General features: G+C 67.8%; 23 protein-coding genes. 18 read left to right on the top strand and 5 right to left on the bottom strand.

What is annotated here, in order from left to right:
* Together algD and yaaA are read right to left on the bottom strand one after the other, a co-directional pair.
* Positions 1 to 1,283: GDP-mannose 6-dehydrogenase (algD, locus tag P3W75_RS27725; protein ID WP_276230523.1), on the bottom strand; the 1,283-nt coding region annotated here is incomplete at its 3' end.
* An 842-nt stretch (positions 1,284 to 2,125) separates the two neighbouring features.
* Positions 2,126 to 2,905, bottom strand: a complete 780-nt coding sequence (yaaA, locus tag P3W75_RS27720) for a peroxide stress protein YaaA (protein WP_276230522.1) — start codon at positions 2,903 to 2,905, stop codon at positions 2,126 to 2,128.
* 408 nt (positions 2,906 to 3,313) lie between these two features.
* Here yaaA and P3W75_RS27715 point away from each other — a divergent pair, with 408 nt between their 5' ends.
* The 9 genes from P3W75_RS27715 (at position 3,314) to ubiT (ending at position 10,482) form a co-directional block, all read left to right on the top strand.
* Positions 3,314 to 4,705 (top strand): PhoH family protein, encoded by a 1,392-nt coding sequence (locus tag P3W75_RS27715; protein ID WP_276230521.1) that lies wholly within the window; start codon positions 3,314 to 3,316, stop codon positions 4,703 to 4,705.
* Positions 4,706 to 4,972: 267 nt separating this feature from the next.
* Positions 4,973 to 5,449 (top strand): cyclic pyranopterin monophosphate synthase MoaC, encoded by a 477-nt coding sequence (moaC, locus tag P3W75_RS27710; RefSeq protein WP_276230520.1) that lies wholly within the window; start codon positions 4,973 to 4,975, stop codon positions 5,447 to 5,449.
* Entirely contained in the window at positions 5,446 to 5,694 is a 249-nt protein-coding gene (locus tag P3W75_RS27705; RefSeq protein WP_276230519.1) for a MoaD/ThiS family protein, read from the top strand. The genes moaC and P3W75_RS27705 overlap by 4 nt, the downstream gene beginning before the upstream one ends.
* 4 nt (positions 5,695 to 5,698) lie before the next feature.
* A complete protein-coding gene (gene moaE, locus P3W75_RS27700) occupies positions 5,699 to 6,151 on the top strand; it encodes a molybdopterin synthase catalytic subunit MoaE (protein ID WP_276230518.1) in 453 nt (150 codons plus the stop codon).
* Between the two features lie 104 nt (positions 6,152 to 6,255).
* Positions 6,256 to 6,825, top strand: coding sequence for a molybdenum cofactor biosynthesis protein B (gene moaB, locus P3W75_RS27695; protein WP_276230517.1), 570 nt, complete (start codon positions 6,256 to 6,258; stop codon positions 6,823 to 6,825).
* Positions 6,822 to 8,045, top strand: a complete 1,224-nt coding sequence (locus P3W75_RS27690) for a molybdopterin molybdotransferase MoeA (RefSeq protein WP_276230516.1) — start codon at positions 6,822 to 6,824, stop codon at positions 8,043 to 8,045. The genes moaB and P3W75_RS27690 overlap by 4 nt, the downstream gene beginning before the upstream one ends.
* 79 nt (positions 8,046 to 8,124) lie before the next feature.
* Positions 8,125 to 9,120: a ubiquinone anaerobic biosynthesis protein UbiU gene (gene ubiU / locus P3W75_RS27685; protein ID WP_276230515.1), complete on the top strand. Its 996-nt coding sequence runs from the start codon at positions 8,125 to 8,127 to the stop codon at positions 9,118 to 9,120.
* 10 nt (positions 9,121 to 9,130) lie between these two features.
* Positions 9,131 to 10,021: a U32 family peptidase gene (locus P3W75_RS27680; RefSeq protein ID WP_276230514.1), complete on the top strand. Its 891-nt coding sequence runs from the start codon at positions 9,131 to 9,133 to the stop codon at positions 10,019 to 10,021.
* Positions 10,015 to 10,482, top strand: a complete 468-nt coding sequence (gene ubiT / locus P3W75_RS27675) for a ubiquinone anaerobic biosynthesis accessory factor UbiT (protein WP_276230513.1) — start codon at positions 10,015 to 10,017, stop codon at positions 10,480 to 10,482. Before P3W75_RS27680 ends, ubiT begins: the two co-directional genes overlap by 7 nt.
* Positions 10,483 to 10,493: 11 nt before the next feature.
* On the opposite strand, the gene P3W75_RS27670 is transcribed toward ubiT, so the two are convergent.
* From P3W75_RS27670 to P3W75_RS27660, 3 genes are all read right to left on the bottom strand, one after another.
* Positions 10,494 to 10,865, bottom strand: coding sequence for a putative zinc-binding protein (locus tag P3W75_RS27670; RefSeq protein ID WP_276230512.1), 372 nt, complete (start codon positions 10,863 to 10,865; stop codon positions 10,494 to 10,496).
* Positions 10,866 to 11,045: 180 nt separating this feature from the next.
* Entirely contained in the window at positions 11,046 to 11,693 is a 648-nt protein-coding gene (narL, locus tag P3W75_RS27665) for a two-component system response regulator NarL (RefSeq protein ID WP_276230511.1), read from the bottom strand.
* Entirely contained in the window at positions 11,690 to 13,555 is a 1,866-nt protein-coding gene (locus tag P3W75_RS27660) for a histidine kinase (RefSeq protein WP_276230510.1), read from the bottom strand. Before P3W75_RS27660 ends, narL begins: the two co-directional genes overlap by 4 nt.
* A 174-nt stretch (positions 13,556 to 13,729) precedes the next feature.
* On the opposite strand from P3W75_RS27660, the gene P3W75_RS27655 reads away from it, so the two are divergent.
* The 9 genes from P3W75_RS27655 to P3W75_RS27615 all read left to right on the top strand — a co-directional run bounded on the left by P3W75_RS27655 (position 13,730) and on the right by P3W75_RS27615 (position 26,640).
* Entirely contained in the window at positions 13,730 to 15,031 is a 1,302-nt protein-coding gene (locus P3W75_RS27655; protein ID WP_276230508.1) for a nitrate/nitrite transporter, read from the top strand.
* A 12-nt stretch (positions 15,032 to 15,043) separates the two neighbouring features.
* Positions 15,044 to 16,450 carry a NarK family nitrate/nitrite MFS transporter gene (locus P3W75_RS27650; protein WP_276230507.1) on the top strand — a complete coding sequence of 469 codons (1,407 nt, stop codon included), beginning with the start codon at positions 15,044 to 15,046 and terminating at the stop codon, positions 16,448 to 16,450.
* A 99-nt stretch (positions 16,451 to 16,549) separates the two neighbouring features.
* A complete protein-coding gene (locus tag P3W75_RS27645; RefSeq protein WP_276230506.1) occupies positions 16,550 to 20,329 on the top strand; it encodes a nitrate reductase subunit alpha in 3,780 nt (1,259 codons plus the stop codon).
* Positions 20,330 to 20,340: 11 nt separating this feature from the next.
* On the top strand, positions 20,341 to 21,876 hold the full coding sequence (gene narH, locus P3W75_RS27640) for a nitrate reductase subunit beta (RefSeq protein WP_276230505.1): 1,536 nt from the start codon (positions 20,341 to 20,343) through the stop codon (positions 21,874 to 21,876).
* Positions 21,877 to 21,881: 5 nt separating this feature from the next.
* On the top strand, positions 21,882 to 22,613 hold the full coding sequence (gene narJ / locus P3W75_RS27635) for a nitrate reductase molybdenum cofactor assembly chaperone (RefSeq protein ID WP_276230504.1): 732 nt from the start codon (positions 21,882 to 21,884) through the stop codon (positions 22,611 to 22,613).
* Positions 22,614 to 22,615: 2 nt separating this feature from the next.
* Positions 22,616 to 23,302 carry a respiratory nitrate reductase subunit gamma gene (gene narI, locus P3W75_RS27630; RefSeq protein ID WP_276230503.1) on the top strand — a complete coding sequence of 229 codons (687 nt, stop codon included), beginning with the start codon at positions 22,616 to 22,618 and terminating at the stop codon, positions 23,300 to 23,302.
* Positions 23,303 to 23,359: 57 nt separating this feature from the next.
* Entirely contained in the window at positions 23,360 to 24,178 is an 819-nt protein-coding gene (locus P3W75_RS27625) for a peptidylprolyl isomerase (RefSeq protein WP_276230502.1), read from the top strand.
* Positions 24,179 to 24,288: 110 nt separating this feature from the next.
* A complete protein-coding gene (gene moaA, locus P3W75_RS27620) occupies positions 24,289 to 25,278 on the top strand; it encodes a GTP 3',8-cyclase MoaA (RefSeq protein WP_276230501.1) in 990 nt (329 codons plus the stop codon).
* Between the two features lie 585 nt (positions 25,279 to 25,863).
* Positions 25,864 to 26,640 carry an ABC transporter substrate-binding protein gene (locus P3W75_RS27615; RefSeq protein ID WP_276230500.1) on the top strand — a complete coding sequence of 259 codons (777 nt, stop codon included), beginning with the start codon at positions 25,864 to 25,866 and terminating at the stop codon, positions 26,638 to 26,640.
* Positions 26,641 to 26,735 lie beyond the last annotated feature (95 nt).

The raw sequence follows: 26,735 nt of genomic DNA, 5'->3' as shown, positions 1-26,735 counted from the left end.
TCGCTGCCGTGGGGCATGAAGCCGATCAGGTCGACCACTTTCTTGCCCTGCGGCGCCTGCTTGAGCACGTCGACGAAGAGCTCGTCGCCATTGCCCAGCACCAGCACGTCGGAGGTCTTCACCACCTGGTCGAGGTCGGAGACCAGCAGCGACGAGACGTGGGGAATCTTCGACTCGATGTATTCCTTGTTCGCCCCGTGGACGCGGGCGTACTCGACGTTGCGGTCGAAGATCTGCAGCTCGAAGCCCTTGCCGATGAGCATCTCGGCCAGCTCCACCAGCGGGCTCTCGCGCAGGTCGTCGGTGCCGGACTTGAACGACAGGCCGAGCAGGCCGACCTTGCGGCTGCCGTGGCTGGCGATGATGTCGAAGGCCTTCTGCACCTGGTAGGCGTTGCTGCGCATCAGCGAACCGAGCATCGGGTGCTCGACGTCCAGCTGGCCGGCGCGGTAGGTGAGGGCGCGCACGTCCTTGGGCAGGCAGGAACCGCCGAAGGCGAAGCCGGGCTTCATGTAGTAGCGCGACAGGTTCAGCTTGCGGTCCTGGCAGACCACGTCCATCACTTCGCGGCCGTCGACGCCGACCGCCTTGGCGATGTTGCCGATCTCGTTGGCGAAGGTGACCTTGGCCGCGTGCCAGACGTTGCAGGTGTACTTGATCATCTCGGCGACCTCGATGGTCTTGCGGATGATCGGCGCGTCCAGCTCGCGGTAGATTTCCTCCAGCAGGTCGCCGGTCTGGGTATCCAGCTCGCCGATCACGGTCATCGGCGGGAAGTCGTAGTCCTTGATCGCGGTGCTTTCGCGGAGGAACTCCGGGTTGGTGCCGACGCCGAAGTCGACCCCGGCCTTCTTGCCCGAGCAGTCCTCGATGATCGGGATCACCACGTTCTTCACGGTGCCCGGCAGCACGGTGCTGCGCACCACTACCGTGTGGCGGTCGGCCTTCTCGCGGATGGCGTAGCCGATCTCGCGGCAGACGCTCTCGATGTAGCCCAGGTCGAGGTCGCCGTTCTTCTTGCTCGGGGTGCCGACGCAGATGAACGACACGTCGCTGTCCAGCACGGCCTGCTTGAAGTCGGTGGTGCCCGCCAGCCGCGAGGTGCGGATACCCTGTTCCAGCAGGGGCTCCAGCCCCGGTTCGACGATGGGCGACTTGCCGCGGTTGATCAGGTCGATCTTGGTGGTGGAAACGTCCACGCCAATCACGTCGTGACCACGGGCGGACAGGCAACCGGCGCATACTGCACCGACGTAGCCAAGACCAAAGATGCTGATACGCATCGTATTCACCTCTGCTTTGTCGAGCTGTTTAAAAGTTGGCCATTCGGCCAGTTCCCTTTTGCTGCGGTACCCGCTAAGGGGCGCCGCTCAGGCAGTCCTTGAGTGACTCGAAAGTTTCTGCACTCAATTCGGGCAGAGTTCCTGGGCGTGCACTTTAATGTTTCAGGAGGATTGCAAAGTTAGAACTAATTGCACTCTTCTGATGCGTTAAAGTTTGCTTTGGAGTTCTGCATTAATCTCTTAACTCATTGAAATTATTCAGGTTGAACGAGGCCCTCGGGCGCGGCCCGATGCGTTTCGAAAAAACCTGGTATGGGCAACAAACCCTCGATTGGGCGTTGCGGAAGTAGGATGTTCGCGGCAGTCAGATAGTTCCTACCAGAAATCCTTAAGTGGGCGTGGATTTAAATATCCATTGGCCATCAAAGCGGCGTCTTTTGATATCAGGCTGCAACAAAAATGTCGCACTGGGCGGCCTTGCAAAATGCAAGAAGTGCAAAAAGTTCCCGGCTGATTCAGCCGATTTACACTTCGTTCAGCTGCCGTTCAGGATGCTCGGGAGGGTGTTTCAAGGTATTTCGTGCAACTTGCAATCGTGAATTGCATGTAATGGCGGGATGCTTTTAATGGCGAATGGATTACATCCGCGATGGCAAAAAGGGCGGTTTTGCCGCCGCCTGATGGCACCGGGGATGGAGAAAGTTTTTTTCAATATGGGAACGGTTGCCGACAAACGGTAGTGAAAGGCACTTTTTCCGTAAGGGCAAATGCGGCGGGGCGAGGGGACGGGCGGTGTGCGGAGGAGGGCGCGGCGCACCGGGGCGCGCCGCTTTTTCGTGCAGTCAGGCGTCGGGCTGGTCGCGCAGGAACACCAGGCGGTCGGCCGAGGAGGCCTCGGCGGCGAAGCGGTAGCCGGCGTAGCTGAAGTCCTTCAGGCCTTCCGGGTCGGTCAGGCGCTCCTTGATCACGTAGCGCGCCATCAGCCCGCGGGCCTTCTTGGCGTAGAAGCTGATGATCTTGTACTGGCCGTTCTTCAGGTCCTTGAACTCGGTGTCGATGACCCGCGCGTCCAGCGCCTTGCGCTTCACCGCGCCGAAGTACTCGGTGGAGGCCAGGTTGAGCAGCACGTTATCGCCCTGCTCGGCGAGGTCCTCGTTGAGCCAGGCGCTGATGCGCTCGCCCCAGAAGTCATAGAGGTTGGCACCACGGGCGTTGGCCAGGCGCGTGCCCATTTCCAGGCGGTAGGGCTGCATCAGGTCCAGCGGGCGCAGCACGCCGTAGAGGCCGGAGAGCATACGCAGGTGGCGCTGGGCGAAGTCGAAGTCGGCGTCGCCGAAGTCCTCGGCGGCCAGGCCGGTATAGACGTCGCCCTTGAAGGCCAGCAGCGCCTGCTTGGCGTTCGCCGGGGTGAAGTCCGGGTGCCAGCTGGCGTAGCGCGCGGCGTTCAGGCCGGAAAGCTTGTCCGACAGGCTCATCAGGCTGCCGATCTGCGCCGGGGTCAGCTCGCGCAGCACGCCGATCAGTTCCTGTGCGTCATCCAGGTGCAGCGGCAGGGTGTGGCGGTCGGTGACCGGGGCGGTCTCGTAATCCAGGGTCTTGGCGGGGGAAATCACCATCAGCATCGTGCGGTCTCCTCGAAGCGTCGGGCGATTGTAGGGAGTTGCCGGGGCCGGCTCCAGCCATGGGGGCGATAGCGGATTTCGATGGACGGGGTTCGGAGGGGGCCGATCGGGTGCGGATAAGCTGATGATCGGACTGATAAAACTAGACCTGTGCGAGGCTGTCGCCAAGGTATTTCGTCGCTCGACGAAAATATTCCCGCTGATAAGGAAAAAGACTTTCTACCGTCATAATTTTTCCTGTATTTCTGAAACCGTAGACCGCCGAACCCTGCAGACAGGTGGCGGCCCCGGCCCGTCCCTTGCTGCATTCCCTCTCGAGCCCCGGCATCGAGAGTCGGCGTCTCACCGCACGGCGGAGCGCTGTCACGGCATTCCGTCGTAACGCCCCCAGAATGAGGTGACACGCGTATGGCTGACCACGGACGTTCCAGCATCACCCAGCCCATCTACTACGTCCTCGACACCAACGTTCTGATCCACGACCCCAACGCCCTGCTCAACTTCCAGGAACACCATGTCGCCATCCCGATGACGGTGCTGGAGGAACTCGACAAGCTGAAGACCGGCAAGCACTCCGTCGCCGCCGAATGTCGCCAGGCCATCCGCCTGATCGACCAGGTGCTCGGCGAGGCCACCCCCGAACAGGTGGAGGAGGGCGTGCCCATCCAGCGCGGCAAGAGCGGCCCCTGCGGCAGCCTGTCGATCCTCATGAGCAAGCGCGCCGAGCCGATCACCTGGCTGCCGGAACACCTCAACGACAACAAGATCATCAACCAGCTGGTGGAGCTGCAGAGCCGCTACAGCGGGCGCCGCGTGGTGCTGGTCACCAAGGACATCAACATGCGCCTGAAGGCGCGTGCCTGCGGGGTGGCGTCCGAGGACTACCACACCGACCAGCTGGTCGACGACGTCGCCCTGCTGTCGCGCGGCTACCACTCGCTGTCCGGCTCCTTCTGGGACCGCGTGAGCAAGGTCGAGACCCGCCAGGACCACGGCCGCACCTGGCACCGCGTACAGCTCACCGACAACCTGCCGGCGGTGCACATCAACGAGTTCATCGTCGACGAGCAGGGCTTCGTCGGCTGGATCAAGGGCATCCAGCAGGACGAGCTGCTGATCCTCGACCTGCACCAGGAACCGCTGCTGCACCAGGAAGCCTGGGGCCTGCGCCCGCGCGACGTGTACCAGTCGCTGGCGCTCTACGCGCTGCTCGACCCGGACATCCACCTGGTCAACCTGTCCGGCGCCGCCGGCTCCGGCAAGACCATCCTGGCGCTGGCCGCGGCCATCGAGCAGACCATGGTCACCAAGCGCTACCGGCGCATCATCGCCACCCGCAGCGTGCAGGGCCTGGACGAGGACATCGGCTTCCTGCCCGGCACCGAGGCCGAGAAGATGGAGCCCTGGCTGGGCGCCATCACCGACAACCTCGAAGCGCTGCATTCGGACGACGAGTGCACCCACGGCAGTGTCGACTACATCCTCAGCAAGGTGCCGCTGCAGTTCAAATCGCTGAACTACATCCGTGGCCGCAGCTTCCAGCAGAGCCTGATCCTCATCGACGAGTGCCAGAACCTCACCCCGCACCAGATGAAGACCATCATCACCCGCGCGGGCAACGGTTCGAAGGTGATCTGCCTGGGCAACCTGGCGCAGATCGACACCCCCTACCTGTCGGCCACCAGCTCTGGCCTGACCTACCTGACCGAGCGTTTCAAGGACTTCCCCCACGGCGTGCACGTGACCCTGCAAGGGGTGCCGCGCTCGGTGCTGGCGGAATTCGCCGAGACGCATATGTAACCCTGGCCCGGCCGGGCTTCTGCGGGGCTGGCCGGTGTACTCGATTCTTTCCCCTGGCACGGAAAGCCCCCTCTCCCTTCAGGGAGAGGGGGCCGTTGGGCAGAACGGGTGGGCGGGCCGTCAGCCGGCAAGCCCGTTCGCGAACGTCGCTCCCGGCATACCTCTTTTTGTATACAATCCTCCCTCCAACGCGCCGCCGGCCGGACTCCCGATCGGCCGCCCAGGGCGTACACTGCGGTGATCGCCCGTTCTACCCGGAGAGACTCCTTGCTCACCCATCTCGATTCCCAGGGCCGCGCCAACATGGTCGACGTCACCGACAAGGCGGTGACCTCCCGTGAAGCCGTGGCCGAAGCGCGGGTGCGCATGCGCCCGGAAACCCTGCGCCTGATCCAGGACGGCGGCCACCCCAAGGGCGACGTGTTCGCCGTGGCGCGCATCGCCGGCATCCAGGCGGCGAAGAAGACCCACGAACTCATCCCGCTGTGCCACCCGCTGCTGCTCACCAGCGTCAAGGTCGAGCTGCAGGCCGACGGCGACGACGCCGTGCGCATCGAGGCGCGCTGCAAGCTGGCCGGGCAGACCGGCGTGGAAATGGAGGCGCTGACCGCCGCCAGCGTCGCCGCGCTGACCCTCTACGACATGTGCAAGGCGGTGGACAAGGGCATGACCATCGAAGGCGTGCGCCTGCTGGAGAAGCTCGGCGGCAAGAGCGGCCACTACCGCGCGGAGGACGGCCAATGATCCGCGTGCAGTACTTCGCCCGCTACCGCGAGGCCCTCGGCCTGGACGGCGAGCAACTGGGCTGGAGCGACGCCTTCGCCAGCGTCGACGGCCTGCGCGAGCACCTGCTGCAACGCGGCGGGGCCTGGCAGGTGCTGGCCGAGCAGAACCTGATGTGCGCGCGCAACCAGGAGTTGTGCGCCCTCGACGAGCCCCTCGCCGACGGCGACGAGGTGGCCTTCTTCCCCACCGTCACCGGAGGCTGAGGCCATGGCCGTGCGCGTCCAGGAAAGCCCGTTCGACCCCGGCGTCGAGCTCAACGCGCTGCACGCCGCCAACGTCGGGGTGGGCGCGGTGGTCGGTTTCGTCGGCTACGTGCGCGACTTCAACGACGGCCGCGAAGTCGGCGGCATGTTCCTCGAACACTACCCGGGCATGACCGAAAAGGCCCTGGAGAAAATCGCCGCCGAGGCCGCGCAGCGCTGGCCGCTGCTGCGCCTGGAAATCCTCCACCGCATCGGCCGCCTGGAGCCGGGCCAGCCGATCGTCTTCGTCGGCACCGCCAGCGCACACCGCCAGGCGGCGTTCGACGCCTGCAACTTCGTCATGGACTACCTCAAGACCCGCGCGCCCTTCTGGAAGAAGGAAGACACCGCCGAAGGTCCGCGCTGGGTCGAAGGCCGCTGCAGCGACCAGGCCGCCGCCGCGCGCTGGGAAGACTGACGGCGTCCCTCGCACGGGCCGCCACGCTACCTCCTTCGGGGAATGGGCCGCGCGCCATCGGCGGCGCAGGCTGGGCAACATCCCATCCTTCCCCGGAGGCAGCCATGAGCCACCTGGCCACGCAGGATTTCCAACCCCTGCAGATCGCCGTGCTGACCGTCAGCGACACCCGCACCCTGCACACCGACGACTCCGGCCAGACCCTGGCCGACGCCCTGACCGGCGCCGGCCACGTGCTGGCCGAGCGGCGCCTGGTGATCGACGACATCCACCAGATCCGCGCGGTGGTCTGCGCCTGGATCGCCGACCCGCGCATCCAGGTCGGGATCATCACCGGCGGCACCGGCTTTACCGTCCGCGACAACACCCCGCAGGCCGTCGAGCCGCTGCTGGAACGGCGCGTCGAGGGTTTCGGCGAGCTGTTCCGCCAGGTCTCGCTGGCCGAGATCGGCACCTCCAGCATCCAGTCGCGGGCCCTGGCCGGCGTCACCAACGGCACCCTGGTCTGCTGCCTGCCCGGTTCGCCCGGCGCCTGCCGCACGGCGTGGCGCGAGATTCTCGCCGCGCAGCTGGATAGCCGTACCCGGCCGTGCAGCTTCGTGCCGCACCTGAAGATCCCGCCCAAGCCCGAGGGCGGCTGTGGCGGCGCCTGCGCCTGCGGCAGCCGGTCATGAGCGGCTGCGGTTGCGCCGGCCACGGCCTGCACCCGGTGGACGAGGCCCTGGCCGAACTGCTGGCGCAGGTACCGGCCGCGCCGGCGATCGAGCGCGTGGCCTTGGGTGAAGCCCTGGGCCGGGTGCTGGCCGCGGACTTGCACGCCCCCTGCGACCTGCCGCACTGGGACAACAGCGCCATGGACGGCTACGCCCTGCGTGCCGCCGACCTGCCCGCGAGCGGCGGCAGCTTGCCCTTGGCCGGCTGCGTCGCCGCCGGCGACAGTGCCAGCGAAGCGCTGCCGGCGGGCTGCGCGACGCGTATCTTCACCGGCGCGCCGCTGCCGCCGGGAGCGGACAGCGTAGTGGCGCAGGAGGATTGCCGGGTCGAGGCCGGCCGCGTCCAGCTGCCGGCGATCACGCCGGGCAGCCATGTGCGCCGACGCGGCGAGGAACTGCGCCAGGGCCAGCCCCTGTTGCGCGCCGGCCTCCGCCTGCGGCCCCAGGAGCTGGGGCTGCTGGCCGCCGTCGGGCTGGCCGAGATACCCGTCCATCGACGCCTGCGCGTGTGCCTGCTGAGCAGCGGCGACGAGCTGCGCGAGCCCGGCCAGGCCCTGGCGCGCGGGCAGATCTACAACGCCAACCGCTACAGCCTGGGCGCGCTGCTGCGCCAGTGGGGCCTGGACGTGCACGAGTACGAAGTGCTGGCCGACACCCTGGCGGCCAGCCGCGACGCCCTGGAGCTGGCGGCGGCGGAGTGCGACGTGCTGGTCAGCAGCGGCGGTGTCTCGGTGGGCGAGCGCGACCATCTCAAGCAGGCCGTCGGCGCCCTCGGCGAGCTGCGCCTGTGGCGCCTGGCGATGCAGCCGGGCAAGCCCCTGGCCTTCGGCCGCGTGGCCGGCAAGCCGTGGCTCGGCCTGCCGGGCAACCCGGCTGCGGCGCTGGTCACCGCGCTGGTGGTGGGGCGGCCGTTCCTGCGCCGTGCCCAGGGCCTGTCTGAGCCGACGGCGGCGCCGCTGCAACTGCCGGCGGCCTTCGCCTGGCCACAGGCGAACACGCGCCGCCAATACCTGCGCGCGCGCCTGAACACGGAAGGCCGAGTGGAAATCCACCTGCAGCAGGGCTCGGCCATGCTCCTCGCCGCGAGCTGGGCCGATGGCCTGGCGCTGGTGGAGGCGGGGCGCGTGCTGCAGCCCGGCGAGCCGGTGCCCTACCTGCCATTCACCGAGCTGTGCGGCTGAGGCGGCGCAGTTCTCCGCGAGCCGCCGCGCCCTTCGCCGAAGCTGCGCGGCGGCGCACCCGAGAAGCCCTGGGGGGAACATGCAACTGGTCTGCCCGGCGGGAAGTCTGCCCGCCCTGAAGTCGGCCCTGCGCGAAGGCGCCGACGCCATCTACGTCGGCTTCCGCGACGACACCAACGCCCGCCACTTCGCCGGGCTCAACCTCGACGACCGCCAGCTTGACGAAGGTCTGCGGCTGATCCGTGCGGCCGGCCGGCAGCTCTACGTGGCAGTCAACACCTACCCCGGCGCCGCCGGCTGGGCGCGCTGGCAGCGCGCCGTGGACCAGGCCGCGGCGCTGGGCGTGGACGCGCTGATCGCCGCCGACTGCGCGGTGCTGGCCTACGCCGCCCGACGCCATCCGCGGCTGGCTCTGCACCTGTCGGTACAGGGCTCGGCGACCAACGTCGAGGCCCTGGCCTTCTACCATGAGCGCTACGGCATCCGTCGCGCCGTGCTGCCGCGTGTGTTGTCGCTGGCGCAGGTGCGCCAGGTGGCGGCGCACAGCCCGGTGCCGGTGGAAGTCTTTGCCTTCGGCAGCCTGTGCATCATGGCCGAGGGCCGCTGCCACCTTTCGTCCTATGTCACCGGCGAGTCGCCGAACCTCTGCGGCGTCTGTTCGCCGGCCCGGGCGGTACGCTGGAGCGAGGAGCCCGATGGACTGACCTCGCGCCTCAACGAGGTGCTGATCGACCGCTACGCCCCCGGCGAGCCGGCCGGCTACCCGACCCTGTGCAAGGGCCGCTTCCTGGTCGACGGCCAGCGCTTCCACGCCCTGGAGGAGCCGACCAGCCTCAACACGCTCGACCTGATCCCGCAGTTGGCGCAGATCGGCGTGGCGGCGGTGAAGATCGAGGGCCGCCAGCGCAGCCCGGCCTACGTCGAGCAGGTCACCCGGGTCTGGCGCCAGGCCCTCGATGCCTGGCGCCGCGCTCCCGAGCAGTACCGGCCGCAGGCGCAATGGCAGGCGGTGCTGGAAAAACTCTCCGAAGGCCACCAGACCACCCTGGGCGCCTACCATCGTTCCTGGCAGTGAGGTACGCGCGATGAAACTCAGCCTGGGGCCGGTGCTGTTCTACTGGGACCGCCGGACGCTACTGGACTTTTACGCGCAGATGGCCGAGCAGCCGCTGGAGGTCATCTACCTCGGCGAAACGGTGTGCTCCAAGCGCCGCGCCCTGAGCCTGGATGACTGGCTGGGGTTGGCCCGCGAGCTGGCCCAGCAGAGCGGCGCCCAGGTGCTGCTCTCGGGGCTGGCGCTGATCGAGGCGGCCTCCGAGCTTTCGGCGTTGCGCCGGCTGTGCGCCAACGGCGAACTGCAGGTGGAGGCCAACGACATGGGCGCGGTGCACATGCTCCATGGCCTGGGCGTGGAGTTCGTCGGCGGCCCGGCGCTCAACCTGTACAACGGCCACGCTCTGGCCGAGTTGCACAGCTGTGGCCTGCGCCGCTGGGTGCCGCCGGTGGAATGCTCCGGCGAGCAGGTCCAGGCGGTGCTCGAACAGGCCCGCGGACTGGGTGTGACGGAGCTGGAGACCGAAGTGTTCGCCTATGGCCACCTGCCGCTGGCCTATTCCGCGCGCTGCTTCAGCGCCCGCGCGCAGAACCGGCCGAAGGACGATTGCCAGTTCTGCTGCCTGGACTATCCCGAGGGCATCCCCATGCTCAGCCAGGACGGCCAGACGCTGTTCACCCTCAATGGCATCCAGACCCTCTCCGGCCTGCCGGGCAACCTGCTGGCCGACTACGCTTCGCTGCGCGCCTGCGGTGCCGACCTGCTGCGCCTGAGCCCGCGCGCCCAGGGCATGGCCGAGGTGATCCAGGCCTTCGACCGGGTGCGCCGCGGCGCTACGCCGCCTTTGGCGGTGGAGGGTTGCAACGGATACTGGCATGGCCGCCCCGGCATGCTGCGCAGCGACGAGGTGAACCTGTGCTGAATTTTCCAAGTGGCGCCCTGCGCCTTGCCGAGCGCCTGTTGCCGCTGGCCGCGCGGGTACCCGCGGCGGTGCAGCGCGCGGTGTTGCAGCAGGTGGCCAACCGGCTGTTCGCCGTGCCCCTGGCCGAGGGCGCCTTCGACCTGCTCGACGGCCACTGGCTGCGTCTGGAAGTCAGCGACCTGGCGCTGGGCTGGAACCTCACCCGAGGCCCGCGCGGCTTGCAGTTCGTTGCCGGAGCCACGCCGAGCGTGACCATCCGCGGCAGCTGGCGCGACTTCCTGCTACTGGCCGGCCGCCAGGAAGACCCGGACACGCTGTTCTTCCAGCGCCGCCTGGTGATCGAGGGCGATACCGAGCTGGGCCTGGCGCTGAAAAACCTGATCGACAGCCTCGACCCGGACACGCTGCCGCCGTGGCTCTGGCGCGGCCTGCAGGGTGCCGCGCGCGAGGCGCAGGCCTGAGGGGGAGGGGGTCAGTCTTCGCCGGTCTTGAGCAGGAAGCGCAGTTCCTCGTAGAGCATCTGGAATTCCTCCGCCGAGCAGGACTCGCCATAGCGCTTTTTCAGGCCGTACTCGGCCAGGGTCAGCTCATGTTCCGCCCCCACCCCGTGGCGAGCCAGGCAGCGCCGCACACAATGCAGCGCGCAGCCATCGAGCGCGACGATGCGCCGCCCGGAACGCGCCTTGCCGACCAGTGTCGGTACGTCGCCGCCGACCCCGGCGATGCACGACATTTCCGCCAGGCCCTCGCGGTCCAGGCGCAGGGCCAGGTCGTTGGCCAGTTGGGCCAGGTTGGAACAACCGGAGCAGGAGTAGACGAGGGGTAGTTGGGGCTTCGGGTACATGGCGATCTCCACGGCACCCTTGCAGTGTCCGGCGAGCACCCCTGGCGATGAGTTGATCTGCATCAAATCGGCGGATGCGCTACCGCCTAGGAGGTAGCCGCCGCCCCGGGCCGCCGGCGGATCGCAGAAGGCGGGCACGGCCATGCCCGTGGCGCGCCTGTTCGACGGGCCGGCGCCGGCTCAGACCAGGTGGTTCTCCACCGCCCACACCGCCGCCTCGACCCGCGAGCGCATGCCCAGCTTGTGCAGCACGCGCTTGACGTGGACCTTCACCGTGCCCTCGGTGATGTCCAGCTTGCGGGCGATCATCTTGTTGCTGAAGCCGTGGGCCAACTGGCGCAGGATCTGTCGCTCGCGCTCGGTCAGGTCTTCCAGGCTGCGCGTCGGCTCGTCGCCGCGCAGGGCCTGGGCCAGCACCTGGGCCAGTTGCGGGCTGATGCTCAACTGGCCGGTGGCGGCCTGGCGGATGTGCTCCAGCAGGCGCTCGGGCTCCATGTCCTTGAGCAGGTAGCCGTCGGCGCCGGCGCGCAGGGCGCTGATCACGTCGCCGCGATCGTCCGACACGGTGAACACCACGATGCGCGCGTCGACCCCGGCCTCGCGCAGGGCGCGCAGGGTTTCCAGGCCGTTCATGCCCTTCATGTTGAGGTCCAGCAGGATCATGTCCGGGTCCAGCTCGGCGGCCAGGCGCAACGCTTCCTCGCCGCTGCCGGCCTCGCCGACCACGCACAGGTCGTCCTCGAACTCCAGTAACTGCACCACCCCGCGACGCATCATCGGGTGGTCGTCCACCAGCAGCAGGCGGGCTCGGTCGTCGGTAGCGGTCATGGCGGGCTTTCCTCGCGGGGGCCGTGGGGCGTGTGCTGGGGGCGGAAGCGCAGGCGGACGCGGGTACCGCGCGGCTCGCGGGGTTCGATGACGAACTCGGCGCCGAGGGTCTGGCTGCGCTCGCGCATGATGCTAAGGCCATAGTGGCCACTGCGGTTCTGCGCTGGATCAACACCCACGCCGTCATCCTCGACACTGACCTGCACCTGGCCATCGTCCAGCTCGCCGAGGGTCACCCGCGCGCACTCGGCGTGGGCGTGGCGGACCACGTTGGACAACGCCTCGCGGACGATCTGCAGGATGTGGATTTCGTCGTTGGGGGCGAGCGGGATGTGCGCCAGGCGGTCGTCCAGCTCGACCATCAGCTCGCCGCGTTCGGCGAACTCGCTCACCGTGTGCTCCAGCGCCGCCGCCAGGCTCGAGCGCTCCAGGCTCAGGCGGAAGGTGGTGAGCAGTTCGCGCAGCTGGCGGTAGGCGCCGTTGAGACCTTCGCGCAGTTCCTCCAGGGTTTCGTCGATCTTCTGCGCCGGCGCTTCGCGCTTGAGCAGGGTGGCCAGGCGGCTGACCTGGATCTTCAGGTAGGTCAGCGATTGCGCCAGCGAGTCGTGCAGCTCGCGGGCGATGGTGCTGCGCTCGGCGAACAGCGCCAGGCGGCTTTCCTGTTCCTGCTGCAGGGTCAGGGCGAAAGTGCGCGCGATGTTCTCGCAGAAGGCCTCGACGCACTGCGCCTGCCAGTCCTCCAGGCGGCCCTCGGCGGCCTCCAGAAAGAGGTCGCCGAAGCGGTGCTCGCCGGCGGCCAGGGGAAACATCAGCAGTGGCGCCAGGCCGGCATTCGTGCCGCAGGCGCCGACCTGCGCGCGGCAGGTGCCGCATTCCCCGCCCAGGCAGAAGTCGGCGGCGGCGCCGTCGGTGGTCAGCGAGTTGTAGGCGCGCTCGACGCCGTCCTTGTTCAGGCACAGGGTCACCTTGCCGGCCCGCAGCACCCGTTCCAGCTGGTTCAGCAGCGGTTGCAGGCTGCGCTGGTCGTAGGGGTCCTGGCCGAGGCGGCGGGCGCTGGCGTAGAGCAGCTCCAGGCGCTGGTGGCTGTCGGAGAGGGCGCGGGTCTTGTCGGCCACCCGTGCCTCCAGGTCACCGTAGATGCCCTGCAGTTCCTCGGCCATCTGGTTGATGCGTTCGCCCAGTTGGCTCAGTTCGTCCTCGCCGCTGTAGCTGACCCGCGCGTCCAGCTCGCCGCGACCGAGACGGCGGGCGATGCCGGTGAGTTCGCGCAGCGGGCCGACCACGTGGTAGCTCAGGTCATAGAGGCTGACGAAGACCACCAGCAGGCTGAGGAACAGGCACAGGCCCTGCACCGTGCTGAGCATCTGCGAGCGGCTCTCGGCGTTGCGTTGCAGGGTGCCGACGAAGGCGTCGATGTGCTCGACGTAGGTGTCCAGGGTGGCCAGCGGTGGCGCCGCGGCGACCTGCAGCTGCTGCAGTTCCAGGCGCAGCTGCGCGTGCTGGCGGAACAGCGCCGAGTCCGCGCCGGCGCGCTGCAGCAGGCGCTGGATCTCGCTACCGTCCAGGCGCTGGCCGAGGGTTTGCTGCAGCGCCTGGCGGCCGTCGGCCGTGGGCTCCAGGGCCAGCCGGTAGGTCAGCATGCGCAGCGAGCCGGCCTGGTTGATCACCGCCGCGTCCTGGTGCGAGTAGTCGGCGAACAGCAGCGCGCTGAACATCCCCGCCAGGGCCAGGGACACCAGCAGGGTGAGGTAGCAACCGAAGCGCAGGACGATGGATTTGCGCAGCGTCTGGCGCTCGGCGGGGGCACTACCTCCAATGATCCGGGGGCTCGCCGCAGGCCGGGAAGTGGGGCCTGTATTCATTCTTTAAGCCTTTAAAAACAATGGGTTGCGAGTTCGTGCAAGGCATACCCCCTTGGAGGTAGCGGCACGCATGAGCGCACAGAACGGCGGGAATCCCATTGATCGCGGTCAACGAAGCATAGGTCGGCCCTGCCTACCGTGCGGCCAACGGCTTCCAGAAAGCGAGCGTTGGCCATGACCACCCATCGACAGAGACAGTACTCCGTGCTCGGCATGAGCACCCTGGCATTCGCCGTGAACTTCGCGGTGTGGACGATGTTCTCGATCATCGGCATCCGCATCAAGGCGGAACTGGGCCTGAGCGAGGCGCAGTTCGGCCTGCTGGTGGCCTTGCCGATCCTCACCGGTTCGCTGGTGCGCCTGCCCCTGGGGTTGATCACCGACCGCTTCGGCGGGCGCCGGGTGTTCTTCATCCACATGCTGCTGGTGGCCATCCCCATCTACGGCCTGGCCTTCGCCAGCGAGTACTGGCAGTACCTGGTGCTGGGGCTGTTCGTCGGCCTGGCCGGCGGCTCCTTCGCGGTGGGCATCGCCTACACCTCGGCGTGGTTCGAGAAGGACCGCCAGGGCACCGCCATGGGCATCTTCGGCGCCGGCAACGCGGGGGCGGCGATCACCAACCTGGTGGCGCCGCTGATCGTGGTCGGCTTCGGCTGGCGCATGGTGCCGCAGGTGTACTCGGTGGCCATGCTGGTCACCGCGCTGCTGTTCTGGTGCTTCACCTGGACCGACCCGGCCCACGCCAAGGGCGGCGCCGCCGACCCGAGCCGGCCGCGGCCGACCCTGGCCAAACAGCTGGCGCCGCTGGCCGAGCTGCGCGTGTGGCGCTTCGGCCTGTACTACTTCTTCGTCTTCGGCGGCTTCGTGGCCCTGGCCCTGTGGCTGCCCAAGTACTACATCGCCGAGTACGGCCTGGACCTGAAGACCGCCTCGTTCATCACCATGCTGTTCACCCTGCCGTCGGGCCTGATCCGCGCCCTCGGCGGCTGGTTCAGCGACAGCTACGGCGCCCGCGCGGTGAACTGGGGCGTGTTCTGGGTGTGCCTGGTGTGCCTGTTCTTCCTCTCCTACCCGCAGACCACCATGACCATCCACGGTATCCGTGGCGACCTCAGCCTGGGCGTCGGCCTGAACGTCTGGCTGTTCACCTTCCTGGTGTTCGTGGTGGGCATCGCCCAGGGCTTCGGCAAGGCCAGCGTGTACCGGATCATCCACGACTACTACCCGCAGAACATGGGCACCGTCGGCGGCATGGTCGGGGTCATCGGCGGCCTCGGCGGCTTCTGCCTGCCGATCCTCTTCGGTTACGCCGCCGACCGCATCGGCGTGCGCTCCTCCTGTTTCATGCTGCTGTTCGGCCTGACCATCGTCTGCATGGTCTGGATGCACTACGCGATCAAGCAGCAGCGCCGTGTCGACGGCCAGGCCCAGGCGGCCGACGTCGACGCTTCCCCACTGACTTCCAGCCACTCCTGAGGGACTGCCGCCATGGGCATGATCGCCAATTCCCCACCCAAGGCCGCGCGCGGCCCGCTGCTGATCGACTGGCGCCCCGAGAACCCCGAGTTCTGGGCTCTGTCGGGCAAACGCATCGCCACCCGCAACCTGTGGATATCCATCCCCGCGCTGCTGCTGGCGTTCTCGGTGTGGATGATCTGGAGCACCGTGACCGTGCGCCTGAACGCGGTGGGCTTCAGCTTCAGCAACGACCAGCTGTTCCTGCTGGCGGCGCTGCCGTCGATCTCCGGCGCCACCCTGCGGATCTTCTACTCGTTCATGGTGCCGATCGTCGGCGGCCGGCGCTGGACCGCGCTGTCCACCGCCTCGCTGCTGATCCCGTGCATCTGGCTCGGCTTCGCCGTGCAGGATGCGCAGACCCCGTACTGGGTGTTCGCGACCATCGCCCTGCTATGCGGTTTCGGCGGCGGCAACTTCGCCTCGAGCATGTCCAACATCAGCTTCTTCTACCCGAAGAACCAGCAGGGCACCGCCCTGGGCCTGAACGCCGGGCTGGGTAACCTGGGCGTCTCGGTGATGCAGTTCGCCGTGCCGCTGGCGGTGGCCGGCGGGCTGTTCGGTGGCTTCGGCGGCGAGCCGCAGCAACTCTCCGACGGCGGCCGCCTGTGGCTGCAGAACGCCGGTTGGGTGTGGGTGCCGTTCATCGCCGTGGTGTCCGTCGCCGCCTGGTTCGGGATGAACGACATCGCCGACGCCAAGGCCTCGTTCCGCGAGCAGTCGGTGATCTTCAAGCGCAAGCACAACTGGCTGATGTGCTGGCTGTACGTGGCCACCTTCGGCAGCTTCATCGGCTTCTCGGCCGGCTTCGCCATGCTCAGCAAGACCCAGTTCCCCGACATCAACCCGCTGCAGTACGCCTTCCTCGGCCCGCTGGTGGGCGCCCTCAGCCGGCCGCTGGGCGGCTGGCTGGCGGACAAGTTCGGCGGCGCGCGGATCACCCTGTGGAACTATGCGGCGATGATCGCCGGGGTGTTCGCGGTGATTTCCTTCCTGCCCGGCGAGGGCGGTGCGGGCAGCTTCTTCGGCTTCCTCGGCGCCTTCATCGGCCTGTTCTTCTTCGCCGGCATCGGCAACGGCTCCACCTTCCGCATGATCCCGGTGATCTTCCGCAACGAGTGGGCCGCGCGCCTGAAGCAAGGCGGTGTCACCGAGGCCGTGGCCGCCAAGAGCGCGAGCATGGAATCGGCCGCGGTGATCGGCTTCTCGGCCGCCATCGGCGCGTTCGGCGGCTTCTTCATTCCCAAGGCCTTCGGCACCTCGCTGCACATGACCGGCAGCGCCGAGGGCGCCCTCTACGTGTTCGTCGCCTACTACCTCAGCTGCATCGTCGCCACCTGGTGGTGGTACGCGCGCAAGGGCGCCGAGAGCCCTTGTTGACCCCTGCGGCGGACAACCCGGCGGGTTGTTCGCCCTACGTTTGCGGCACGACCTGATTAGCGTTTGAACGCCCGGCGCAGACCGGGTGAGGAGATACAGATGAGTTACCTGCTCGACCGCCTGCAGTTCTTCAAGAAGAAACAGGGCGAATTCGCCGATGGCCATGGTGAGGTCACCAACGAGAGCCGCGCCTGGGAGAACAGCTACCGGCAGCGCTGGCAGCACGACAAGATCGTGCGTTCCACCCACGGGGTGAACTGCACCGGCTCGTGCTCCTGGAAGATCTACGTGAAGAACGGCCTGATCACCTGGGAAACCCAGCAGACCGACTACCCGCGCACCCGCCCGGACCTGCCCAACCACGAGCCGCGCGGCTGCCCGCGCGGGGCCAGTTACTCCTGGTACATCTACAGCGCCAACCGCCTGAAGTACCCCAAGGTGCGCAAGCCGCTGCTCAAGCTGTGGCGCGAGGCGCGCGTCGAGCACAAGGACCCGGTGCACGCCTGGGCCAGCATCGTCGAGGACGCCGACAAGGCGAAGAGTTACAAGAGCGAGCGCGGCCTGGGCGGCTTCGTGCGCTCCAGCTGGGACGAGGTCACCGAGATAATCGCCGCGGCCAACGTCTACACCGCCAAGACCTACGGCCCGGACCGGGTCATCGGCTTCTCGCCGATCCCGGCCATGTCCATGGTCAGCTACGCCGCCGGCGCCCGCTACCTGTCGCTGATCGGCGGGGTGTGCCTGAGCTTCTACGACTGGTACTGCGACCTGCCGCCGGCCAGCCCGCAGATCTGGGGCGAGCAGACCGACGTGCCGGAATCGGCCGACTGGTACAACTCCAGCTACATCATCGCCTGGGGCTCCAACGTCCCGCAGACGCGCACCCCCGACGCGCACTTCTTCACCGAGGTGCGCTACAAGGGCACCAAGACCGTGGCCGTCACCCCGGACTACTCCGAGGTGGCCAAGCTTACCGACCTCTGGCTGAACCCCAAGCAGGGCACCGACGCCGCCCTCGGCATGGCCTTCGGGCATGTGATCCTCAAGGAATTCCACCTCGACCAGCCGCGCGCCTACTTCGTCGACTACTGCCGGCAGTACACCGACATGCCCATGCTGGTGCTGCTGGAGCCGCACGCCGAGGGCGCCTTCAAGCCGACCCGCTACCTGCGTGCGGCCGACCTCGACGGCGGCCTGGGCCAGGACAACAACCCCGAGTGGAAAACCATCGCCTTCGATGAAGGCAGCGGCGAGCTGGTCTCGCCCACCGGCGCCATCGGCTACCGCTGGGGCGAGTCGGGCAAGTGGAACATCGAGGAGAAGGAGGGCGGCGAGGGCCGCGCGACGCGCCTGCGCCTGAGCCTGATCGACGGCCCCGAGCGCGCCTGCGAGGTGGCCTTCCCGTACTTCGCCGGCCAGGAACACCCGCACTTCAAGGGCGTGGAGATGGACGAGGTGCTGCTGCGCCGCGTGCCCTTCCGCGAGATCGCCGGGGCCGACGGCAAGGTCCTGCGCGTGGCCACCGTCTACGACCTGCAGATGGCCAACTACAGCCTCGACCGCGGCCTGGGCGGCGCCAACGTGGCCCGCTCGTTCGACGACGCCGAAGTGCCCTACACCCCGGCCTGGCAGGAACGCATCACCGGCGTGCCGGCGGCGCGCGCCATCCAGGTGGCCCGCGAGTTCGCCGACAGCGCGGCGAAGACCAACGGCAAGGCCATGGTCATCATCGGCGCGGCGATGAACCACTGGTACCACATGGACATGAACTACCGCGCGGTCATCAACATGCTGATGATGTGTGGCTGCATCGGCCAGAGCGGCGGCGGCTGGGCCCACTACGTCGGCCAGGAGAAACTGCGCCCGCAGACCGGCTGGGTGCCGCTGGCCTTCGGCACCGACTGGAGCCGGCCGCCACGGCAGATGAACGGCACCAGCTTCTTCTACCTGCACAGCTCGCAGTGGCGCCACGAGAAGCTGTCGATGCACGAGGTGCTCTCGCCCCTGGCCGACAGCAAGCAGTTCCCCGAGCACGCCGTGGACTACAACGTCCGCGCCGAGCGCATGGGTTGGCTGCCCTCCGCGCCGCAGCTGGACCGCAACCCGCTGCACATCGCCGCCGACGCCGAGAAGGCCGGGCTGCCGGTGCAGGACTACGTGGTGCGCGAACTCAAGGCCGGCGGCCTGCGCTTCGCCAGCGAGAAGCCGGACGACGCGCAGAACTTCCCGCGCAACCTGTTCGTCTGGCGCTCCAACCTGCTGGGCAGCTCGGGCAAGGGCCACGAGTACATGCTCAAGTACCTGCTGGGCGCGAAGAACGGCGTGATGAACGACGACCTCGGCAAGGCCGGCGGCCCGCGTCCCACCGAGGTCGACTGGGTGGAGCAGGGCGCCGAGGGCAAGCTCGACCTGGTCACCACCCTGGACTTCCGCATGTCCTCCACCTGCATGTACTCGGACATCGTCCTGCCCACCGCCACCTGGTACGAGAAGGACGACCTCAATACCTCCGACATGCACCCGTTCATCCACCCGCTGTCGGCGGCCACCGACCCGGCCTGGGAAGCCAGGAGCGACTGGGAGATCTACAAGGCCATCGCGAAGAAGTTCTCCGAGGTCTGCGTCGGCCACCTGGGCGTGGAGCAGGACCTGGTCACCGTGCCGCTGCTGCACGACACCGCCAACGAACTGGCCCAGCCCTTCGGCGGCAGTGATTGGAAGAAAGGCGAGTGCGAGCCGCTGCCGGGCAAGACCATGCCGACCCTGCACCTGGTCGAGCGCGACTACCCGAACACCTACAAGAAGTTCACCTCCCTCGGCCCGCTGCTGGACAAGCTGGGCAACGGCGGCAAGGGCATCGGCTGGAACACCGAGAAGGAAGTGAAACTGGTCGGCGAGCTCAACCACCGCGTGGTCGAGCCGGGCGTCAGTGAAGGCCGGCCGCGCATCGAGAGCGCCATCGACGCCGCCGAGGTGATCCTCGCTCTGGCCCCGGAAACCAACGGCCAGGTGGCGGTGAAGGCGTGGAACGCGCTGTCGAAGTTCACCGGCCGCGAGCACGCGCACCTGGCGCTGCCCAAGGAAGAGGAGAAAATCCGCTTCCGCGACATCCAGGCGCAGCCGCGCAAGATCATCTCCAGCCCCACCTGGTCGGGCCTGGAAGACGAGCACGTGAGCTACAACGCCTGCTACACCAACGTCCACGAGCTGATCCCGTGGCGCACCCTGACCGGCCGCCAGCAGTTCTACCAGGACCACCCGTGGATGCAGGCCTTCGGCGAGGGCTTCGTCAGCTACCGGCCGCCGGTGAACACCCGCAGCACCGACAAGCTGTTCAACAAGAAGCCCAACGGCAACACCGAGATCACCCTGAACTGGATCACCCCGCACCAGAAATGGGGCATCCACTCCACCTACAGCGACAACCTGCTGATGCTCACCCTGTCGCGCGGCGGGCCGATCATCTGGCTCAGCGAGCATGACGCCCAGCGCGCCGGGATCGAGGACAACGACTGGGTCGAAGTCTTCAACGCCAACGGCGCCGCCACCTGCCGCGCGGTGGTCAGCCAGCGGGTGAAGGACGGCATGGTGCTGATGTACCACGCCCAGGAACGCATCGTGAACGTGCCCGGCAGCGAGACCACGAAAACCCGTGGCGGCCACCACAACTCGGTGACCCGCGTGGTGCTCAAGCCCACCCACATGATCGGCGGCTACGCCCAGCAGGCCTGGGGCTTCAACTACTACGGCACGGTGGGCTGCAACCGCGACGAGTTCGTGGTGGTGCGCAAGATGAACAAGGTCGACTGGCTCGACGAGCCGGAACATGGCGGCCTGGGCGGCGACGCCCTGCCGCAGCCGCTGCCCCGGGACATTTGAGGAGAGACGCCATGAAAATTCGTTCGCAAGTCGGCATGGTGCTGAACCTCGACAAATGCATCGGCTGCCACACCTGCTCGATCACCTGCAAGAACGTCTGGACCAGTCGCGAAGGCATGGAATACGCCTGGTTCAACAACGTCGAGACCAAGCCCGGCATCGGCTACCCGAAGGAGTGGGAAAACCAGGAGAAGTGGAAGGGTGGCTGGAAGCGCAACGCCGACGGCTCCATCGCCCCGCGCATCGGCGGCAAGTTCCGGGTGCTGGCGAACATCTTCGCCAACCCCGACCTGCCGGAGATCGATGACTACTACGAGCCCTTCGACTTCGACTACCAGCACCTGCACACCGCGCCCAAGGCCCAGCACCAGCCGGTGGCGCGGCCGCGCTCGCTGATCAGCGGGCAGCGCATGCAGAAGATCGAGTGGGGCCCGAACTGGGAGGAAATCCTCGGCACCGAGTTCGCCAAGCGCCGCAAGGACAAGAACTTCGACCAGGTCCAGGCGGACATCTACGGCGAGTACGAAAACACCTTCATGATGTACCTGCCGCGCCTCTGCGAGCACTGCCTGAACCCGGCGTGCGTGGCGTCCTGCCCGAGCGGGGCGATCTACAAGCGCGAGGAGGACGGCATCGTCCTCATCGACCAGGACAAGTGCCGCGGCTGGCGCATGTGCATCAGCGGCTGCCCGTACAAGAAGATCTACTTCAACTGGAAGAGCGGCAAATCCGAGAAGTGCATCTTCTGCTACCCGCGCATCGAGGCCGGCCAGCCCACCGTGTGCTCGGAAACCTGCGTGGGGCGCATCCGCTACCTCGGCGTGCTGCTCTACGACGCCGACCGCATCCATGAAGTGGCCAGCTGCGCCGACGAGCGCGAGCTGTACCAGAAGCAGCTGGAAATCTTCCTCGACCCGTTCGACCCGAAGGTGATCGAGCAGGCGCGCAAGGACGGCGTGCCGGACAGCGTCATCGAGTCGGCGCAGAAATCGCCGGTGTACAAGCTGGCCATGGACTGGCAGCTGGCCCTGCCGCTGCACCCGGAATACCGCACGCTGCCGATGGTCTGGTACGTGCCGCCGCTGTCGCCGATCCAGAACGCCGCCGCCGAGGGGCATATCGGCAGCGACGGGGTGATCCCCGACGTCGACTCGCTGCGCATCCCCGTGCAGTACCTGGCCAACCTGCTCACCGCCGGCGACACCGCGCCGGTGCTGCGCGCCCTCAAGCGCCTGCTGGCGATGCGCGCCTACAAGCGCGCCGAGCACGTGGAAGGCAAGCAGGACCTGGAGGTGCTGGCCAGGGTCGGGCTGTCGGTGCAACAGGTGGAAGAGATGTACCGCTACCTGGCCATCGCCAACTACGAGGACCGCTTCGTGATCCCCAGCGCGCACCGCGAGGAAGCGCTCTCCGACGCCTTCGCCGAGCGCTCCGGCTGCGGCTTCAGCTTCGGCAGCGGCTGCTCCGGCAACTCCGCCGTGAACCTCTTCGGTGGCAAACCGGTGGACCGCCGCGACGTCATCCAGACCGTGCAGATTCAGGAGTGACGACCATGAACAGCCACAGCCAACTGCTCAAGCTCAGCGCGCTGCTGCTCGACTACCCGCGCCCGGAAGTGCGCGAGGAAAGCCTGGCGCTGCACGCGCTGATCCGCACCAGCGACCTGCCCGAAGCGCAGCGTGACGGCCTCGCCGCGCTGCTCAACGAACTCTGCCAGGGCGACCTGCTGGACGTGCAGGCGCGCTACGACGGCCTGTTCGAACGCGGCCGCTCGGTCTCGCTGCTGCTCTTCGAGCACGTCCACGGCGAGAGCCGCGACCGCGGCCAGGCCATGGTCGACCTGCTGCACCGCTACAACGCCGCCGGCCTGACCATCCACGTCAACGAGCTGCCGGACTACCTGCCGCTGTACCTGGAGTTCCTCGCCCTGCAGGACGCCGAGGACGCGCGCGTCGGCCTGGCCGAGGTGGCGCACATCCTCGCCCTGCTGGCGGCGCGCCTGGACGAGCGCGGCAGCGCCTACGCGGCGGTGTTCCACGGCCTGCTGGAACTTTCCGGCGAGCGCCCGGACCTGGCGGCGCTGCACCGCGACTGCGAGCAGGAGGCTCGCGACGACAGCCTGGAGGCGCTGGACAAGGCCTGGGAGGAAACCCAGGTGAGCTTCGGCGAACCCGCCGCCGGCTGCCCGTCGAACCCGCGGCAGCCCTCCAGCGCCCTCGAACAACCCCTGCAATGGGTCGCCCAGCCGGTGCCGCCGCGCCGGGTGGCCAGCCAAGGAGCCTGATCATGTCGTTCAACACCCTGCTGTTCGGGGTCTACCCCTACGTCGCCCTGCTCATCTGCCTGGTCGGCAGCTGGGCGCGCTTCGACCTGTCGCAATACACCTGGAAGGCCGGCTCCAGCCAGATGCTCAGCAAGAAGGGCATGCGGGTCTACAGCAACCTGTTCCACATCGGCGTGCTGTTCATCCTCGCCGGCCACTTCGTCGGCCTGCTCACCCCGCACGCGGTCTACGCGCACCTGATCAGCACCGAGCAGAAGCAACTGCTGGCGATGGTCTCCGGTGGCTTCTTCGGCGTGCTCTGCTTCATCGGCCTGACCGGGCTGATCCTGCGCCGCCTGACCAACGAGCGCGTGCGCGCCGCCGGCAACGCCTCGGACCTGATGATCCTGCTGGTGCTCTACGCCCAGCTGATTCTCGGCCTGTCCACCATCGTCGCCTCCACCCACCACCTGGACGGTTCGGTGATGGTCATGCTGGCCGACTGGGCGCAGTCCGTCGTCACCCTGCAGCCGCTGGCCGCGGCCGAGGCCATCGCCCCGGTGTCGCTGGTCTACAAGCTGCACGTGACGCTCGGCCTGACGCTGTTCGTGCTGTTCCCGTTCACCCGCCTGGTGCATATCGTCAGCGCCCCGGTGTGGTACCTCGGCCGCCGCTACCAGGTGGTCCGCCAGAAACGCCGCGCGGCATAACCAATCCGCAGGGCGGATAACCGTTCGCGGTTATCCGCCGCCCTGGAGGTGATCCCGATGAGTTGCTCCCACTACGAAAACCGCGTCGAACACGTCGAGCTGCCGACGCTCGTCGTCAACGATGTCGCCATAGACACTGACGAACTGGCCCGCGAACTCCAGTACCACCCGGCCACCAGCCACGCCGAGGCGCTGCACGCCGCCTGCCGCGCCCTGGTGGTGCGCCAGCTGCTGCTGCAACGCGCCGACGCACTGGGCGTAAGCGCCCAGGTGGAGGAGGGCGAGACGCCCGAGGAAGCCCGCATCCGTGCCCTGGTCGACCGCGAGGTCGGCACGCCCGAGGCTGACGAAACCAGCTGCCGGCAATGGTACGACGCCAACCCCGGTCGCCTGACCGGCCCCTGGCGCATGAGCCTGCGGCACATCCTGCTGGCCTGCGCGCCGGACGACCTGGAAGGCCGCGCCCAGGCCCGCGAGCGGGCCCAGGGCATGCTGGACGACCTGCGCGAGCACCCCGAGCGCTTCATCGACAAGGCCATGCGTTTCTCCGCTTGCCCGTCGAAGGGCGAAGGCGGCGAGCTGGGCTGGATCGAGCCGGGGCAGACCGTGCCCGAGTTCGAGAAGCGCCTGCTGCGCGAGCCCGTCGGCCTGCTGCCTCGGCCGCTGGAAAGCCGCTACGGCCTGCACGTGGTCGAGCTGCTGGCGCGCGAGGGCGGCGAGCCGTTGCCCTTCGCCGAGGCGCGCCCGCGCATCGCCGCCTACCTGCGCGCCCAGGTGCTGCAGCGTGCGGTCAGCCAGTACATCGCCGTCCTCGCCGGCGAAGCGCGCATAGAGGGCTTCGCCTTCGACGGCGCCGACTCGCCGCTGGTGCAGTGAAGCTGCGGATTCAACCACCACGCAGGACAGCCCCCTCTCCCTTCAGGGATAGGGCTGGGTAGAGGGCAGGGATCATCCGCCTTCGCCAACGCATGAACCGGAGCACCCGCATGTCCGACTGGATCGACGCCCACGGCCGCAGCATCGACTACCTGCGCCTGTCGGTAACCGACCGCTGCGACTTTCGCTGCGTCTACTGCATGGCCGAGAACATGCGCTTCCTGCCGCGCCAGCAGGTGCTCACCCTGGAGGAGATCGAGCGTGTCGCCCGGCTGTTCGTCCAGCGCGGCGTGCGCAAGCTGCGCCTCACCGGCGGCGAGCCGCTGGTGCGCCCCGGCATCGTCGGCCTGTGCGAACGCCTGGCGGCGCTGCCCGGCCTGCGCGAGCTGTGCATGACCAGCAACGGTTCGCAGCTGACCCGCTACGCCCGCGACCTGCACAGCGCCGGCCTGGCCCGGCTGAACATCAGCCTCGACACCCTGAACCCGCAGCGCTTCCAGGCCATCACCCGCAGCGGCCGCCTCGACCAGGTGCTGCGCGGCATAGACGCAGCGCGTGAAGCGGGCTTCGCCGGCATCAAGCTCAACTGCGTGGTGATGAAGGGCCGCAACGCCGACGAGGTGCCGGCGCTGGTGGACTACGCCATCGCCAACGAACTGGACATCAGCTTCATCGAGGAAATGCCGCTGGGCCAGGTCGGGCGCGAGCGCGAGGAGAGCTTCTGCTCCAGCGACGAGGTGCGCGCGCTGATCGCCGCGCACCACGAACTGCTGGACAGCGCCGAGCACAGCGGCGGCCCGGCGCGCTACGTGCGCCTGGCCCGCCACCCGCGCACGCGGATCGGCTTCATCGCCCCGCACTCGCACAACTTCTGCGCCACCTGCAACCGCCTGCGCCTGACCGCCGAGGGGCGCCTGCTGCTGTGCCTGGGCCACGAGCACTCCCTCGACCTGCGCGGCCTGCTGCGCCGCCATCCGCTGGACGATGCGCCGATCCTCGACGCCCTGCACGGCGCGCTGCAGCGCAAGCCGGCGCGCCATGAATTCGCCGTCGGCGGCGAGGTGCAGGTGCTGCGCTTCATGAACCTCAGCGGCGGCTGAGGAGCTTCTCGCCGCGAAACCATCGGGCCACGGCGATGGGTATCGCTTCGTTGTTCTGCCGGGGCCTGTAGGAGCGAGCTTGCTCGCGAACGCCCCACGCCGAAATCCAGGGCATCCAGCGGATTCGCGAGCAAGGACCAGGCGTCCCCCACGATCCTGCACAAAGCGCACAGAAAAAGGCCCCGGCGAAATGAGCGGTTCGCGGGGGCCTTGGCGCATCCGGCGCCGGAATAACCGTGGAGCGATGGGAAATCATGCGATCGAGTGGTCCTCCTTGTGGCGTTCGTTGCAATCCAGCCTAAGGCGCGGCGGCGGGCGCCGGTATTCCTCGCAGGGGGTAGGCGGGCGAGGCGAAGGGGAGTGGGGCCGGATGTCGCGGCGGCGATTGACGTTGTGTACTTTTTAGTCCAGATTGGATTTTAAGTTTATGTCGTGCCCCGGCATGAACGAACAACAACAAGACATCGCCTGGGTATGGGCAAGGCAATGCTGCAGCGGCGCCCCGCGTCGCGTTCCCCGGACGAGGTTTTCACTGCCAGACGGACGCCCCTGCGGCGTCGCCTAACCACGCCACGGAGTTCAACCATGATCCAGAAATCCCTGTTGGGCGGCCTGCTGCTCGCCCTGCTGGCCGGAACCGCCCACGCCGACCAGGCGCCGCTGCGCATTGGCATCGAGGCGGCTTACCCGCCCTTCGCCTACAAGACCCCCGAAGGCGGCATCGCCGGCTTCGATTACGACATCGGCAACGCCCTGTGCGAGCAGCTGCAGCGCAAGTGCCAGTGGATCGAGCAGGAGTACGACGGCCTGATCCCCTCGCTGAAGGTGCGCAAGATCGACGCCGCGCTGTCGTCCATCACCATCACCGAGGACCGCAAGCACTCGGTGGACTTCACCCACAAGTACTACTTCACCCCGGGCCGCCTGGTGATGAAGGAAGGCACCGAGCTGGACGCACAGTTCAGCCAGCTCAAGGGCAAGAACATCGGCGTGCAGCGCGGCTCCACCGCCGACAACTTCGCCAGCGCCGAACTGGCCAAGGCCGGCGCCAACGTGGTGCGCTACACCAGCCAGGACGAGATCTACCTGGACCTGCTGGCCGGGCGCCTGGACGGCACCTTCGCCGACTCCATCCCGCTGCAGTTCGGCTTCCTCGACACCCCGCGTGGCAAGGGCTTCGCCTTCGTCGGCCCGGAGTTCAAGGACCCGAAATTCTTCGGCGAGGGCGCCGGCATCGCGGTGCGCAAGGGCAACACCGAACTGGTCAACCAGCTCAACGCCGCCATCGACGCGATCCGCGCCAACGGCAAGTACAAGGCCATCGAGGGCAAGTACTTCAAGAACGATATCTACGGCGACTGATGACGCCGCTGTCGAAAAAGGCCGCCTTCGGGCGGCCTTTTGCGTTTCCGGCGACGGGTCTTTGCACCCGGACTCCCCCCTCGTCATCCCCGCGA

Origin of the sequence: Pseudomonas citronellolis, from assembly GCF_029335315.1 — a bacterium.
GTDB lineage: Bacteria > Pseudomonadota > Gammaproteobacteria > Pseudomonadales > Pseudomonadaceae > Pseudomonas > Pseudomonas citronellolis_A.
Note: the sequence above shows the minus strand (reverse complement) of the source record. Positions and strands in the feature narration are given on the sequence as shown.

Coding starts and splice junctions, on each gene's coding strand:
- narJ (WP_276230504.1), top strand. CDS start 21,882: ATGAACAGCCACAGCCAACTGCTCAAGCTCAGCGCGCTGCTGCTCGAC.
- ubiU (WP_276230515.1), top strand. CDS start 8,125: ATGCAACTGGTCTGCCCGGCGGGAAGTCTGCCCGCCCTGAAGTCGGCC.
- P3W75_RS27680 (WP_276230514.1), top strand. CDS start 9,131: ATGAAACTCAGCCTGGGGCCGGTGCTGTTCTACTGGGACCGCCGGACG.
- P3W75_RS27705 (WP_276230519.1), top strand. CDS start 5,446: ATGATCCGCGTGCAGTACTTCGCCCGCTACCGCGAGGCCCTCGGCCTG.
- narL (WP_276230511.1), bottom strand. CDS start 11,693: ATGACCGCTACCGACGACCGAGCCCGCCTGCTGCTGGTGGACGACCAC.
- narH (WP_276230505.1), top strand. CDS start 20,341: ATGAAAATTCGTTCGCAAGTCGGCATGGTGCTGAACCTCGACAAATGC.
- P3W75_RS27660 (WP_276230510.1), bottom strand. CDS start 13,555: ATGAATACAGGCCCCACTTCCCGGCCTGCGGCGAGCCCCCGGATCATT.
- P3W75_RS27650 (WP_276230507.1), top strand. CDS start 15,044: ATGGGCATGATCGCCAATTCCCCACCCAAGGCCGCGCGCGGCCCGCTG.
- moaB (WP_276230517.1), top strand. CDS start 6,256: ATGAGCCACCTGGCCACGCAGGATTTCCAACCCCTGCAGATCGCCGTG.
- moaA (WP_276230501.1), top strand. CDS start 24,289: ATGTCCGACTGGATCGACGCCCACGGCCGCAGCATCGACTACCTGCGC.
- narI (WP_276230503.1), top strand. CDS start 22,616: ATGTCGTTCAACACCCTGCTGTTCGGGGTCTACCCCTACGTCGCCCTG.
- yaaA (WP_276230522.1), bottom strand. CDS start 2,905: ATGCTGATGGTGATTTCCCCCGCCAAGACCCTGGATTACGAGACCGCC.
- P3W75_RS27715 (WP_276230521.1), top strand. CDS start 3,314: ATGGCTGACCACGGACGTTCCAGCATCACCCAGCCCATCTACTACGTC.
- moaE (WP_276230518.1), top strand. CDS start 5,699: ATGGCCGTGCGCGTCCAGGAAAGCCCGTTCGACCCCGGCGTCGAGCTC.
- P3W75_RS27655 (WP_276230508.1), top strand. CDS start 13,730: ATGACCACCCATCGACAGAGACAGTACTCCGTGCTCGGCATGAGCACC.
- P3W75_RS27670 (WP_276230512.1), bottom strand. CDS start 10,865: ATGTACCCGAAGCCCCAACTACCCCTCGTCTACTCCTGCTCCGGTTGT.
- P3W75_RS27690 (WP_276230516.1), top strand. CDS start 6,822: ATGAGCGGCTGCGGTTGCGCCGGCCACGGCCTGCACCCGGTGGACGAG.
- P3W75_RS27615 (WP_276230500.1), top strand. CDS start 25,864: ATGATCCAGAAATCCCTGTTGGGCGGCCTGCTGCTCGCCCTGCTGGCC.
- P3W75_RS27645 (WP_276230506.1), top strand. CDS start 16,550: ATGAGTTACCTGCTCGACCGCCTGCAGTTCTTCAAGAAGAAACAGGGC.
- P3W75_RS27625 (WP_276230502.1), top strand. CDS start 23,360: ATGAGTTGCTCCCACTACGAAAACCGCGTCGAACACGTCGAGCTGCCG.